This is a genomic window from Saccharibacillus endophyticus (assembly GCF_013185185.1).
In the GTDB taxonomy this organism is placed as follows: Bacteria; Bacillota; Bacilli; order Paenibacillales; family Paenibacillaceae; genus Saccharibacillus; species Saccharibacillus endophyticus.
This window is the reverse complement of record NZ_JAAZWE010000006.1, coordinates 276,871-291,160: the sequence shown is the minus strand read 5'-3', so window position 1 is coordinate 291,160 and position 14,290 is coordinate 276,871. Positions and strand designations below refer to the sequence as shown.

Below are 14,290 nucleotides of genomic sequence, written 5' to 3'. Positions count from 1 at the left end.
ATGCATAGCTTATCTTGCGGGACATCAAGCAGAAAACGGGAGGCGGGGCGAACTTTGCTTCGGCTCCCGCTTGGGCGTTCCCGCAGATCGCGGACAAGGGAGTGGAAAAATAATATGGGAAGCCATCCGCGCAAGGATTGGGATACCTATTTTATGGACATCGCCTTTATGGTGTCGACGCGTTCGCAGTGTCCGAGGCGTCAGGTCGGAGCCGTGCTGGTACAGGGGAAAAAGTTGCTCGGCACAGCTTATAATGGTGCGCCCATGGGCGTACCGGACTGTTCGGAAGACGGCTGCATGATCGCGGAGGAGTATGAGCTGGTCAAAGACGGCGGCGAAGAAAAAGTGGTCAAAAAGCAGCGCTGCGTGCGCACGATCCATGCCGAGCAGAACCTGCTGCTGTTTACCGATCGCGCCGACCGAGAAGGCTCGACGGTGTACGTGACCGACGAGCCTTGCTGGACCTGCGCCAACATGCTGGCGAACAGCGGCATTACGGAGGTCGTATTCTGCCGGGCTTATCCGAAAGATAGCGGCAAGGTACGCACGATGATGGAGCAGAAGGGAATCGCGTTCCGCGGCGTCGAGCATTACCGGCCGCCGACCCCGGCCGCGGAGCCGATTTCGTAAGACCGGCATTGACTTTACGCTTCCAGGCTCTCTATAATAAAAGCATTCATCGGCTCATCCCCGTTATCGGATGAAAGGGAACGGCAAGCGAAGCACGCACAGCCGTTAACTAGGGATTACAATGCGGGAAACATAACCTTCCGTCCCTGGCGAATATTGCCGGGGGCGGGAGGTTTTTTGGTTTTCGGATTTGCGGTCGACTGCTTGATCGGCAGCGAGAGGCCAGGCTCAGAATCGGGGAAGCTGTATCGTTTTCCTATAGCAAAAGGAGCGTCCGACGTACATACCGCCGAATTCGAATCCGAAATTCGAAGCATGAATTTCATTCGGGAGGCGAAAAAATGAAAAAGGAATTATTGTGGGCGGCTTGTTTATCGGCAGTGCTTGGAACGGGAGTGCTGCTGGTGGCCGGAGGAAACGATCCGCAAGGCGAGCCGTGGAAGCCGCTGAATGATCAGCTTCAGACGGCTCTGGCCGTACAGGAAGGAACGCTTGACGCTGCTTTAAAAGACGGAAAAGAAAAACGAGCCGTCAAGCAGGAACCGTCCGAAGCATCGTCGGCTTCCCCGGAAAAAGAACCGGGAAGCGCAAGCGGCCAAGTTGATAGCGATATCCATCCAGTCGTTCAGGGAACGGATCAAGTGCCCGAAGCAGCCAGTGTCGGATCGGTTGACGACAACCGGGCCGCGGTAGAAGCAGCGCCTTCGATCTCTGCGGCAGCGGAAACAGCCGAGCCTGATGTCTCGCAACCGGCCGTTGCCCAACCTGCTCTTCAATCGACTGCGGCGGCTCCGGTCGACGACGGCAAAATCCATATCAATTCGGCAGACGCGGCCGCATTGATGGAATTGCCCGGCATCGGGGAGAAGAAGGCTCAGGCGATTTTGGATTATCGCTCGCGGAACGGTCCGTTTCGGAACGTGACGGACATCGTGAAGGTCAAAGGCATCGGCGCCAAAATGCTTGAGAAAATGCTGCCGGACCTGGCTTTGTGATAGGAAACGCCATGAAGCGAAGACCTTTTGTCGGATTTACCGTTTGTTGGCTGGCCGGGGCGATCGTCGCGCATCTTTACGACGGAATGCAGATGGCGATCGTGCTGGTCGGATTAGCCCTGCTGCTTTTTGCGGCTGGACGGTTAACTGGGCTGCCGTGTAAGCCCTTGCTTCTGTTCGGCTTGGCGCTAGGTCTGGCCGCAAGTTACGGAACGTACCGGGATGCGCGCAACTTCTCGGTTTTGCCCGATATGCTGGGAAAGACGGTCGAAGGCGGTTATCCCGGAATTCAATTGGAAGGTAGCTTGGCAGGGGCCGTTAAAATCGACGGCGATCTGGCCATGTTCGAAATGGACGTCGAGCGTATAAAGTCCGGTATTGAAGAAGGAGCGAACGGCGCGAGCAAGGGGGAAGCCGCTTCGAAGGGATTCGTTCTTTTGCCACGGACGGAAAAAGTGGTCGTGCGCGTGAAATTAGCGGCGGAAGACGAGCAGAAAACCGCGGCTTCGTGGGGACGGGGAGATCGGGTTGCCGTTTCCGCCGACCTGGAAACGCCTTCGGAAGCGCGCAACTTCGGTGCTTTCGATTATCGCGATTATTTGCGTGATAAGCGTATTCATTGGGTAGCCCGCGGGGCGGGCGCTTCAAGCCTGGAACTGCTCGAACCTTCGCGAGGAGGATTGCGCCTGCTGCGCCGAAACGACGATTTGCGTGCGCTGCTGGCGGGCAAACTGGAACAATTGTATCCGGGAATCGGCGCCGGATACATGCAAGGATTGCTGCTGGGATTGCAGGACGGTCTCGATCCCGAGACGTATATCAATTTCGCGCGGCTGGGCATGACGCACGTGTTGGCGATCTCGGGCATGCATGTCGGATTATACGTAGGCGCCGTGCTGTTGATTCTTCGCCGGTCGGGCGTCGCCAAAGAAACGTCTTTGGTAGCTGCGCTATGTTTTGTCCCGCCGTATGTGCTGCTTACCGGTTCTTCGCCTTCGGCGATTCGCGCGGGGATCATGAGCATGATCGGACTGTATGCCGCCAGACGCGGTTGGCTGAAGGACGGGCTGCACATTTTATGCCTAGCGGCTTTGCTGATGTTGCTATGGGATCCGTATTATTTGACGTCGATCAGCTTTCAGCTTTCTTTCTCGGTAACGGCCGGCATCATTGTGCTGACCCGCCCGATGCGGCGGATTTTATTTTTCCTGCCCGACAGCCTCGCGACGGGGGCCTCCATATCGTTGGTCGCGGATCTGGTATCTTTTCCGCTCAGCATTTATTATTTCAATCAATATTCGCTGCTGGGCCTGGCCGCCAATCTGATTCTTGTCCCGTTGATCAGCTTGATTTCGATTCCGCTAGGGACAGTATCTCTGATTCTAGGCACGTTCTGGATACAGGGCGCCGAATGGACGGCGTATCCGGTAAGGCTTCTTAATGCGATCGTGTTTTGGTGCGCGGACGGGGGCGGAGCGGTTCGATGGGCGCGCACGTTATGGGCTTCGCCGTCTCCTGCGTGGATCGCTTTGTATTTGTCCGTATTGTTCGCGGGGATATTCGCATCGGAACGGTATGTAAAAGCCAGAGCTTTGAACCGAACTGCCGACAAGGGACAAGGAAGCGAAGATCGGGAAGGCATGTCGGGACTTGCAACTTCAAACGAAGCGAACAGCGATACCCTGCCGCTCGCTTCGGAACGTTTTGCCCCGTCTGTTCGATACGGAGGCATGCCGGACAGCCGCCGAAACCGTATGAGGCCGTGGCTTATCGTTTTATGCGTATGTCTTCTGGCCGGGCTGCTTACGGCGGCATACCGTCCGAAGAACGATCCGGCGGGACTCGTGCAAATGTTGGACGTCGGGCAGGGCGACGCTATTCTGATCACGACGCCTTCGGGTAAACATCTGCTTGTGGACGGGGGCGGAACGATTACGTTCGAACGTCCCGGCGAAGAATGGAGACGAAGACTCGACCCGTACGAAGTGGGTCGGGACGTCGTCGTTCCTTTGTTGAAAAAACGGGGCGTGCACCGGTTGGATGCCGTGATCCTTACGCATGGGGATCGCGACCATTACGGAGGACTGCTTGCCGTCATCGATGAAATTCCGGTGGAGCGGTTCATCATGAACGGAACGCGAAGCGGAAGAGAAGACCTGGACGAATTGTTGGCTGCGGTCATGACTGCCGGCTCGGACGTTTATGCTCCGCAGGACGGGGACGTTTGGAGTCCGGATGAACGAACGACGCTGGAGTTTTTGAATCCGTCCGGCGTATTTGCGGGCAATTTGCCGGAATTGGAAGACCAAAACGAATACTCCGTGGCTTTTCGGATGGTCATGAACGGGCATTCTTTTGTGTTTACCGGAGATATCGGAGGCGCAGCCGAGCGGGATATTTTGAAAAGGCTGGCGGAACGCGGCGATAACGGAAAGGCCGAAGTGCTCAAAGTGGGACATCACGGAAGCAAACATTCGTCGACCGAAGACTGGATCCGGCATTGGTCGCCGCGGTTGTCGATCATCTCTGTCGGTGCCTCCAATACTTACGGTCATCCGAATGAAGACGTCGTGGATCGGCTGGAACAGGCCGGTTCGCTCGTTCGCCGCACGGATCTGCACGGCGAGATCCAGATCGAAGCGCCGTTCGGTATGCCGATACGAGTGAGAACCTTGCTCGGCAATCTCGACGGAATGCGGCTGCAGTGAACTTTTCCGAGCAGCTTGTCCGAAACCGTTGCAATTGCAAAAGCGTTCCTTTCTCCTTTCGTTGTGGGAGGAAAGAGCGCTTTTCGTTTGATATATAGTAAGAGAACGAGAATACAGAGTTAGACAGAAAGCTGCAGATGACGAGTAAATCCGTTTCTGGTAGACTGATTGGAGATATGAGCCGATCCGGAAAAAGCGGCATTTTCGCGGCTCGGCGGGCATAAGAATACGTTCAAATAAATTTGAAACGATTTTTTTGAAAAAAACAGAAAAACAACGCAACCTTTTCGAGGAAAGACTCGTCAGAGAGGTTGCAAGAGAGGGGGACCCTTAGTGGTCGAGCAGGAACTCATTAGAGCCGCTCAATCGGGCGATCGCGACGCTCTTATCACCCTATTGCGAGAGATTGAACCGGCTGTCTATAAGACGGCTTACTATACGCTGAACAACGAACAGGACGCGATGGATGCAGCCCAGGAAGCACTGATCCGTATTTACACCAAAATCGGTTCTTACGAAGAGAAAGCGCAGTTCAAAACCTGGGTGCAGCGAATCGTAACCAATATTTGCATCGATAAGTTCAGACGGGCCAAACCTACGGTGTCGATCGAAGAACACGAGATGGTCTTCGAAGGCAGCGAGAGCGTGGAAGGCGAAGTCATGCGGGCTTATACTCGAGAAGATATTGACCGGGCGATTAATTTGCTGCCCGAACATCATCGAACGGTAGTCATTCTTCGTTACGTGCAGGACATGTCGTATAACGAGATTGCGGACTCTCTGGAGCTTCCGCTGAACACGGTCAAATCTTACTTATTCAGAGCCCGGGGACAGCTTCAACAATTGCTCGGAGATTATCAGAAAGGAGGTGCGCTGTAGATGAAACGCGAAGAAGCGTTGGAATACATGAACCGTTACCTGGACCACGACCTCACCAAAGAAGAAACGGATACGCTGTTTCGTCATCTCGGCGAGTCTCCGGAGGCGCGGGAAGATTTCGAATTTCTTCAAGGGTTATCGGACCAATTGGAGTCGCTGCCGGATGTCAAACCGCCGGTAAGCCTCGTTGATTCCATCTTGCCCAAATTGGATGAAATCGATCGCCTCGCGGCAATCGCTGCACCGGAGGCGCAGCCTGAAAAATTATCCGAAATGGAAAGCAAGCGCATGTTGGGAGAGCAAGTGCCGAAGCGTCGCAGAGCAGCGGCCTTTTGGCGGTCGACGCTGGGCCGTACCGTAGGCGGAACGGCGGTGGCGGCTGCGGTGCTGGGCATCTTCGTGGTTAATTACGAGCCGAAGGAAATGCCCAATGCGGAAATGAGTTCGACAGCCGCGGTTACCGGAGTGACGGACGAGACGATTGTGCCTTCCAACGGAGCGCAGACGGAAAGCGGAGCGGTGCAGGAAAAGATCGATCCGAGCACCGAAGCGGATACGATGCAGCCGGAAACGAAGTTGGCACCGAGCGACGAGCCGGGTCAAAACGCGCAAACCGAACCGGAAGAAGAGCCTGCGGATTCAGAAACGGCGGCGCCGACGGAATCTTCGACTTCAAACGAAGCCAATCCGCCTTCCGTCAAGTCGCAGCCGACGGAAGACGGCGATAACGCGCCAGTCGAACCGAAAGCGGGAACGTCTTCGGAGAAGGAAAACGACGGAGAAGTTCCCAACAATCCGGTTGTGCCGAACGCGGATCAGCCGAAAGCCGATACGCCTTCGAATAAAGAAGGAACGTCGCGCAAAAATCCGGGTGCTTCCGAGGGATCTCAACCGTCTGCCGACTCGAAAAACAATCAGCTTCCGGCCGTGGAGTCGGTTCCTCCTGCCGCTCCGCCGGTTCAGGAAGATTCGCAAAAGTCCGCGGAGAGTTCTACGGAAGACGAAGCACAGCCCAACGAGGGTATCGGCACGTTCTCGATCAAAGAGCAACCGTCGAACGACCGCGAATCGGCCGACGTGCCAAACAATGAATCGGACATGACGGATAGTTCCGTATACAGCCTGACCGTTGCTCCTTCGGAATGGACCTCGCCGGATGGAACCTATGTGATAACCTACTCGCCCAACACGCTGAAGCTGCTCAAGGGAGATCGTTCAAAAGAGCTGAACAGTCATAAAGTGGATGGAGACGTGACGGGAGGCGTATGGTCGGCCGACGGCAAGACGTTTACGTATGATTTGGTCAAAGCGGACGGAACGACTGCCCAAGGAATTTGGAAGATTGAAGAAGTGGCGCTCCAGCAGGGCGGCAAATAAAAAGCATGACAAATGAACCGGCCAAGTACCGTTCCCGAATCCGTAAAGCAGGCGGGGGAACGGTCAGGTCGGTCTTTTTATGTGCCTTTTTCGGCGATATTCGGTACAATGGAGACAAAGAGAGTGATGCAGCAACCCCAAAACACTCCGATTCAATGCGCCGAGTTCAAAGTCGGGACCGGCAAGTGCGGAAAGAGGTAACGAATATTATGGATTTAAAAACGGCAGTCAAGCAAATACGAGCGGGCGAGGTATCGCCGCTGTATCTGTGCTACGGCACCGAAAAATATAGAATGAAGGAATTCGTCACGATGCTGGAAAGCGAGCTGATCGAAGAAGATCAACGGGCGTTTGCGGTCGCGCATTACGACCTTGCCGAGACTCCGGTCGAGTTGGTGGTCGAGGAAGCGGAGACGGCTCCTTTCTTGGCGGAACGTAAACTTATCATCGTGAGAGACAGCACGATCTTTATTGCAGGCAAGGAATCAGCCAAGATCGAGCATCGTGTAGAGAAACTGCTGGAGTATCTGGGGAATCCTGCGGATTACAGCGTGCTTGTATTTCTGGCCTATGCGGAAAAACTGGATGAACGCAAAAAGGTCGTCAAGGCGTTCAAAGCGGCCGCGCCCGTTATTTCGTTTGCGCCGATGAGCGAGAATGAGTTGGCGGGATGGGTGACGAAGCAGTTTGGCAAAAGTTCGGTATCGATCGGATCGGAGACGGTGGACGTATTGTTGAAACGGGCAGGAACTTCGCTCGGGGCATTGTCTGCGGAAATCGAAAAGCTGTCTTTATTTGCGGGAGCAGGCGGGTCGGTGGGGTCTGCCGATGTGGAAAAGCTGGTTGCGATCGGGACGGAGCAGAGCGTGTTCGTGCTGGTCGAGCATATTGCCAACTTGAAATTACAGCAGGCTATGGCGATCTTTTACGACCTGCTGAAGCAGCGTGAGGAGCCGATCAAGATCGTGTCGCTGATCGCGCGCCAATTCCGGATCATGCTTCAGGTCAAAGAAATGTCCGGGCAAAATTACTCGCAGCAGCAAATGGCAAGCCAACTCGGATTGCATCCGTATGCGGTCAAGATCGCGGCCGAACAAGCCAAGCGATTCGAATCGGCCAGGCTTCGCGGCATTCTGTCTTCGATTGCCAAGCTGGATCACGAGATCAAAACGGGTGCGGTCGATAAAGTGTTCGGGCTGGAGATGTTTTTGCTGAAGTTGGGTGCGTAATTGCATAAGATAGAAAAGGGGCAGAAGATTTCTGGGGTGACTCGGGGAATCGGAAAGCCTCTTTTTCAAAAGTTCCGAAAAAATTTAAAACCCCGATATCCTAAGGATTCCGGGGTCACACGATTATATCGCAAAAGAGCGGTTTCTTAGGCTTGTTCAGCTTTCAGAGAATTCGCTTTTTTAGCAAGACGGGATTTTTTGCGCGCTGCCGCGTTTTTGTGGATCAGGCCTTTAGTTACGGCTTTATCCAGCTTCTGCGAAGCGGTCTTAACTGCAGTTTGTGCAGCTTCCACATCGTTGCTCTCCAACGCTGTCGTAGCGGTTTTCACTGCGCTGCGAAGTGCGGATTTTTGCGAAGCGTTAAGCGCACGGCGTTTCTCGTTCGTCTTTACGCGTTTGATTGCGGATTTGATATTAGGCATTGCATTCACCTCCTGTAAAGCTTATAGGAAACATCGAACATCGAAAGTTTCACAACTTAAAGTATCTTAGCATGGCATCGGCAAAAAAGCAACCATCCATGCAATAATAAATCGGATTTTGCTTTCTGCGGGATTGCTGGGATTAGGGCCAACTGCTATAATGAATGGATTGATTCGGCTTGTCAAATTGAGGCGGAGGTAAGGAATGACTGACATTGCAGCAAGACAGAAGAAAATAAGGAACTTTTCCATTATAGCGCATATCGACCACGGCAAGTCCACGCTTGCCGATCGGATCCTCGAATACACGGGTGCCCTGACTTCGCGCGAAATGCAAGAACAGGTTCTCGACCAAATGGAACTTGAACGCGAACGCGGCATTACCATCAAGCTTCAAGCGGTACGTTTAACCTATAAGGCCGATGACGGCGAAGAGTATTTGCTTAACCTGATCGACACCCCTGGACACGTCGACTTCACGTATGAAGTATCGCGTTCCCTTGCGGCCTGCGAAGGCGCGCTGCTGGTTGTCGACGCGGCTCAAGGGATCGAAGCGCAGACGCTTGCGAACGTTTACCTGGCGCTCGACAACAATCTTGAGATTTTGCCGGTCATCAACAAAATCGACCTTCCGAGCGCGGAACCCGATCGGGTGAAGCAGGAAGTGGAAGACGTAATCGGACTGGATGCGAGCGACGCGGTATTGGCTTCGGCCAAAGCGGGTATCGGGATCAAAGAGATTCTGGAACAAGTCGTAGCCAAAGTTCCTGCGCCGCAAGGCGATCCGGATCAGCCGCTCAAAGCGCTGATCTTCGACTCGCACTATGATCCGTATAAAGGCGTTATCGTCTATATCCGGGTTTTGGACGGCAAGATCAAAGCAGGCTCCAAGATCAAAATGATGGCGGCGGACACCACGTTCGAAGTTATCGAAGTCGGCGCCTTCATGCCGCGCATGACCATCGTGGACGAATTGAACGTCGGCGACGTAGGCTTCGTCGTGGCGGGTATCAAAAACGTCGGCGATACGCGCGTCGGCGACACGATCACGGATGCGAAAAACCCGACGCTCGAACCGATGCCGGGTTACCGCAAAATCAATCCGATGGTGTTCTGCGGTCTGTATCCGATCGAATCTTCGGATTACAACGATCTGCGCGAAGCGTTGGAGAAACTGCAATTGAACGATGCTTCCTTGACGTTCGAGCCGGAAACGTCCAGCGCGCTGGGCTTCGGTTTCCGTTGCGGATTCCTCGGATTGCTTCATATGGACGTTATTCAGGAACGGATCGAGCGCGAGTTCGGAATCGACCTGATCACGACCGCGCCGAGCGTTATTTATAAAGTCGGGCTGACCGACGGCTCCGTGATCCAGATCGACAATCCGTCGAACTATCCGGAAGTCGGCCGCCTCGACTATGTCGAAGAGCCTTACGTAAAAGCCTCGGTTATCGTCCCGAACGATTTCGTCGGAACGGTTATGGAACTGTGCCAAAACAAACGCGGCGAGTTCGTCAACATGGAATACCTGGATACGACGCGCGTGACGCTGACGTACCAAATCCCGTTGTCCGAAATCGTCTACGACTTCTTCGACCAGCTCAAGTCCGGGACGAAAGGCTATGCTTCGTTCGACTACGAGATTTCGGGCTACCGCAAATCGAACCTGGTCAAAATGGATATCCTGCTCAACGGCGAACAAGTCGATGCGTTGTCCTTCATCGTGCATAGAGACCGCTCGTACCAACGCGGCCGCGTCATCTGCGCGAAGCTGCGCGAGCTGATCCCGCGCCAAATGTTCGAGGTGCCGATCCAGGCATCCGTAGGCACGAAAGTCGTGGCGCGCGAGACCGTCAAGGCGATGCGCAAAAACGTCTTGGCCAAGTGTTACGGCGGCGACATCTCGCGTAAACGGAAACTGCTCGAAAAGCAAAAAGAAGGTAAAAAGCGCATGAAGCAGGTCGGAAACGTCGAAGTGCCTCAAGAAGCGTTCATGGCGGTGCTGAAGCTGGACGAGTAGCGGTTAATGCTTGGCTCGTATGCGGGGGATGTGCGGTTTGGGAGCCGGGAGAATGGAACGAGCTCGGTCGCCGTTGGAATCGGGGAGTCTTCGGAGAGATTTCAGGGAGCCCCGATTTCCAAATGCGCCCTCGCTTCGTTCCCTTCTCCCTCCCGCACTCGCACGCCCGCATCCGTTCCAAGCCCTATTTCTATCCAGCTTTTTGGTAGTGGATAGATTTTCGGGAATGCGGCCTTGATGGGCCTGTTCCCTCAGTAAAAGGGGTACCCGTTTGAGAAAGAACGTTTGAAGATGCGAGTGCGTATGGAAGATCGCTTTTTGTTAAGAAATCATGATGTTCGCGTCGTTATTAAAAAGGAAAGCCGAATTCCGGCTTTCCTTTTTGAAGATTGGGGACATTTTGCTTAAGAGTGAACGATGCAAGATCAAAGATTTACGGAACGATTTTTGACTTTAATTTGCAGCGCACAAAAAACAGAACTCAAAAACTTAAATGCTACGTTTTGCACGGCGAAATGCCCTTATGGCCTTTGTCGCCGCGCAGCCAGACATCTTTTCTACTACTACCCTCTACGCGTCGGGATTAGCGGAGGGAGGAGGGGAGATGGAGAAGCGGAGCGCTTGCATCTAAAATTGGATTTTCACCCCTGAGTCAGTTGCCTAATGAAAAATCCGATTTTAGCGGCAATCGAAATCCCCCTCCTCCCGCAGCGCCTCCCAACCGCCTCCACCTTGATGCTTCACCCATACAGGAGGATTCAAAATCATGACGAATAACACCAACACCAACGAAATCAACGTGACTTCCGCGCCGGAAGCCGTCTATATTCATATTCCGTTTTGCACGAATAAATGCTTTTACTGCGACTTCAACTCGTACGTGCTCAAAGATCAGCCGGTCATGGATTATTTGCGCGCGCTTGACCTTGAGATGGAGCAGACCGTAGCGATTACCCCGCCGGGCGTGATCAAAACGATCTTCGTCGGCGGCGGAACGCCTACGGTGCTCAAACCCGACGAAATGGCCTTTTTCCTGGCATCCGTGCGAAAGCATTTCCCGAATTGGTCCGACGATATCGAGTTTTCGATGGAAGCCAATCCCGGCACGACCGATCTCGAAAAAATGAAGGTGATGAAAGACGGCGGCGTCAACCGGGTCAGCTTCGGCGTGCAGGCGTTCCAGAACAAGCTGCTGGGCGAGATCGGGCGTATCCACAATACGGACGACGTGTACCGCTCGCTGGAAAATGCGCACAAAACCGGCCTGCATAACTTGTCGATCGATTTGATGTTCGGTTTGCCGAATCAGACGGTCGAAATGTTGGACGAGACGATTACCAAGGCACTGGAATTGGATTTGCCGCACTACTCCATTTATAGCCTCAAGGTCGAAGAGAACACGCTGTTCCATACCCTTTTCAACAAAAACAAGCTGCCGCTTCCGAACGAAGACGACGAGCTGGCGATGTACAGGCTGCTGATGGACCGAATGCGCGAGGCAGGCTATAAGCAATACGAGATCAGCAACTTCGCCAAACCGGGCAAAGAAAGCCAACATAATATCACCTATTGGAAAAACGAGGACTATTACGGTTTCGGCGCGGGTGCGCACGGATACGTGGGACGCAAACGCCATATCAATATCAAAGGCGTGAATCCGTATAACGAAGCCGCGTCCAAAGGCCTTCCGAGACTCGACCAATTCGAAGTGCCGCGCGAAGAAGCGATGGAAGACTTCATGATGGTCGGGCTGCGGATGCTGGACGGGATGGAAAACGATCGGTTCCTCAAGCAGTTCGGCGTGCCGGTGGAAGAGATTTTTGCTGCTCCGTTGAAGAAGATGATGGATCTGGGCTTGATCGAACGCCGGCATGATCTCGAAGGTTATCGCTTAAGCGAAAAAGGCATTTTGTTCGGTAACGACGTATTCGGTGAGTTCATTGGCTATCTGACCGTTGAAGCTTGAGGAATAGAAATATAACTGTAAGGCAATAAATCGAAGACCGCTGGGAAATTCCCGGCGGTTTTTTTATGTTTTCACGCATAAACGGAGCCTTTCGTGCCGATGATTCAGAGAGGGAATCAGGAGCGAAAAGTGACTTGAACGTCGCTATCCTGCTGTTACAAATGCGCTGAATCGGGTAAAGGAAGCCAAATACAGCAAGAAAACCGAACTTTAAAAATTTTATGTTTTCGCTGCGTAAAAGTATTGAAAAACTATGCGAATTGATGTATATTTATCCAATCGAAAACAATCGGACCTGACGCGCATGCGTTAGCTAACAAACAAGGAGGTGAACGGCCGATGCCCGCCGTTACCGTTGTATGCAGACAAGCGAATCTCGAAGATGTTGAACCGCTGTATCTCATGATAGAAGAATATGCGCGAAAAGGAATCATGCTTCCGCGCTCCAGAGAAGTGCTGCGACGCCAAATCGACAACTTCGTCGTGGCGGAAGAAGACGGTAAGGTAATCGGATGCGGTTCGCTTTGCCTGCTCGGCCCGGATCTTGTAGAGATTCGCTCGCTGGGTATCATGGATGGGAATAAAGGAAAAGGCGTCGGTTCGAAGCTGGTGGATCGTCTGATCGAACTTGCGATCGAGCAGGGGATTCCGAAGATCATCGCTTTGACTTACGAAGTTTCTTTTTTCGTGAAAAACGGATTTACGGTGGTGCCGATGGACGTCTTTCCCGAGAAGGTCTGGACCGACTGCATTCATTGCGCCAAGCGCGATCGCTGCGATGAAATCGCTGTATTGAAAGTCATCGGTTAAAACGCTGCAATACCAAATCGAAAAACGTTTCGTATCCTGCCAAACCGAACTTGACAACGTTGAGTCCGGTTTGGTATTTTTGTAATAGAGTTTAGCACTCATTCAGATAGAGTGCTAACGGAAGAATGTTCCGATTGGCTCTTATCGATCCGACAGGAGGGGATCTCGTGTTAAGCGAACGTCAGAGCATGATCTTAAACGCCATCGTAGACGACTATATTCGTTCGGCCGAACCGGTCGGGTCCCGCAGCATCTCCAAGCGGGGCGACGTAGCGTTCAGTCCGGCCACCATTCGTAACGAGATGGCGGACCTGGAGGAGCTTGGCTTTCTGGAACAGCCTCACACGTCGGCGGGACGGATTCCTTCCAATAAAGGATACCGCTATTACGTCGATCATATGGCTCCTCTGAAGCCGCTCAAGGCGGAGGACTTGAAATTATTCAAGCAGCTGGCTGCCGAAAAGCTGAACGCTGTGGAAGAAGTCGTGCAGCATGCCGGGACGATTTTGGCTTCGATGACCAATTATACGTCGATTTTGCTGGGACCGGAGATGTTCAATACTTCGCTCAAGCATTTTCAACTTCTTCCGCTGAACGAGACTACGGCCGTCGCGATTATCGTGACCAGCACGGGTGAAGTCGAAAATAAGACGGTGTCGATTCCTCCGGGCGTCTCGGCTTCCGATATGGAGCGGACGGCAAATCTGCTGAACGCCAAACTTTCCGGCGTGCCGATGCATATGCTGAAAGCACGGATTTATTCCGAAATCGGACAAGAAATTCAGCGTCATGCCGAGCATTACGAACAGTTGATGAAGCTGCTGGACGATTCGCTCGTTTCGGGCAAAGATCAGAAGGTATTCCTTAGCGGAACGACCAATATGCTCATTCAGCCGGAGTTCAGAGACATCGGCAAGTTGAAAACGGTGCTCGATCTGCTGGAGGAAACGCCGACGCTGACGCGCTTGCTGAATTCCGAGCAAAAAGGAATCCATGTGCGGATCGGCAGCGAAAACATCCACCAAGCCTTCGTCAACTGCAGTCTGATTACCGCGACTTATTCACTTGACGGCGAGTCATTTGGTACGATAGGCATTCTCGGTCCGACCCGGATGGAGTATGCCAAAGTCATAGGAACACTCGATTTGTTGTCGCGTGCCATGAGCCGGGCTTTGACCGGACGCTACGGGCCGTGATCGCAAATCTGTGCGTATAGCAACACTGCGTTACGATGAGTTTTGATCTACACAAGGA

The 14,290-nt window shown here is 53.2% G+C and carries 11 protein-coding genes; 10 read left to right on the top strand and 1 reads right to left on the bottom strand.

All coding sequences use genetic code 11. From position 1 onward, the window contains the following. The first annotated feature begins 114 nt into the window (after window positions 1–114). From HRQ63_RS21085 to holA, 6 genes are all read left to right on the top strand, one after another. Complete coding sequence (locus tag HRQ63_RS21085; RefSeq protein ID WP_172247136.1) at window positions 115–630, top strand: deoxycytidylate deaminase; 516 nt, start codon at window positions 115–117, stop codon at window positions 628–630. A 341-nt stretch (window positions 631–971) separates the two neighbouring features. Next, a complete protein-coding gene (locus HRQ63_RS21080) occupies window positions 972–1,625 on the top strand; it encodes a ComEA family DNA-binding protein (RefSeq protein WP_172247135.1) in 654 nt (217 codons plus the stop codon). Window positions 1,626–1,636: 11 nt separating this feature from the next. After that, on the top strand, window positions 1,637–4,333 hold the full coding sequence (locus tag HRQ63_RS21075) for a ComEC/Rec2 family competence protein (protein ID WP_172247134.1): 2,697 nt from the start codon (window positions 1,637–1,639) through the stop codon (window positions 4,331–4,333). A gap of 333 nt (window positions 4,334–4,666) precedes the next feature. Next, window positions 4,667–5,212, top strand: coding sequence for an RNA polymerase sigma factor (locus HRQ63_RS21070; protein WP_172247133.1), 546 nt, complete (start codon window positions 4,667–4,669; stop codon window positions 5,210–5,212). Continuing rightward, the gene (locus tag HRQ63_RS21065; protein WP_172247132.1) at window positions 5,213–6,589 is read left to right on the top strand and encodes an anti-sigma factor family protein; all 1,377 of its coding nucleotides are present in this window, start codon (window positions 5,213–5,215) and stop codon (window positions 6,587–6,589) included. It begins immediately after the preceding gene. Between the two features lie 209 nt (window positions 6,590–6,798). After that, window positions 6,799–7,818 carry a DNA polymerase III subunit delta gene (holA, locus tag HRQ63_RS21060; protein ID WP_172247131.1) on the top strand — a complete coding sequence of 340 codons (1,020 nt, stop codon included), beginning with the start codon at window positions 6,799–6,801 and terminating at the stop codon, window positions 7,816–7,818. A 146-nt stretch (window positions 7,819–7,964) separates the two neighbouring features. Here holA and rpsT read toward each other — a convergent pair whose 3' ends face one another. Then, window positions 7,965–8,240: a 30S ribosomal protein S20 gene (gene rpsT / locus HRQ63_RS21055; RefSeq protein WP_172247130.1), complete on the bottom strand. Its 276-nt coding sequence runs from the start codon at window positions 8,238–8,240 to the stop codon at window positions 7,965–7,967. 205 nt (window positions 8,241–8,445) lie between these two features. On the opposite strand from rpsT, the gene lepA reads away from it, so the two are divergent. The 4 genes from lepA to hrcA all read left to right on the top strand — a co-directional run bounded on the left by lepA (window position 8,446) and on the right by hrcA (window position 14,232). After that, window positions 8,446–10,260 carry a translation elongation factor 4 gene (lepA, locus tag HRQ63_RS21050; protein ID WP_172247129.1) on the top strand — a complete coding sequence of 605 codons (1,815 nt, stop codon included), beginning with the start codon at window positions 8,446–8,448 and terminating at the stop codon, window positions 10,258–10,260. A gap of 766 nt (window positions 10,261–11,026) precedes the next feature. Next, a complete protein-coding gene (gene hemW / locus HRQ63_RS21045) occupies window positions 11,027–12,226 on the top strand; it encodes a radical SAM family heme chaperone HemW (RefSeq protein ID WP_172247128.1) in 1,200 nt (399 codons plus the stop codon). A 339-nt stretch (window positions 12,227–12,565) separates the two neighbouring features. Then, window positions 12,566–13,036: an N-acetyltransferase gene (locus HRQ63_RS21040; RefSeq protein ID WP_172247127.1), complete on the top strand. Its 471-nt coding sequence runs from the start codon at window positions 12,566–12,568 to the stop codon at window positions 13,034–13,036. Window positions 13,037–13,203: 167 nt separating this feature from the next. Then, complete coding sequence (gene hrcA / locus HRQ63_RS21035) at window positions 13,204–14,232, top strand: heat-inducible transcriptional repressor HrcA (protein WP_172247126.1); 1,029 nt, start codon at window positions 13,204–13,206, stop codon at window positions 14,230–14,232. The last annotated feature ends 58 nt before the right edge of the window (window positions 14,233–14,290 follow it).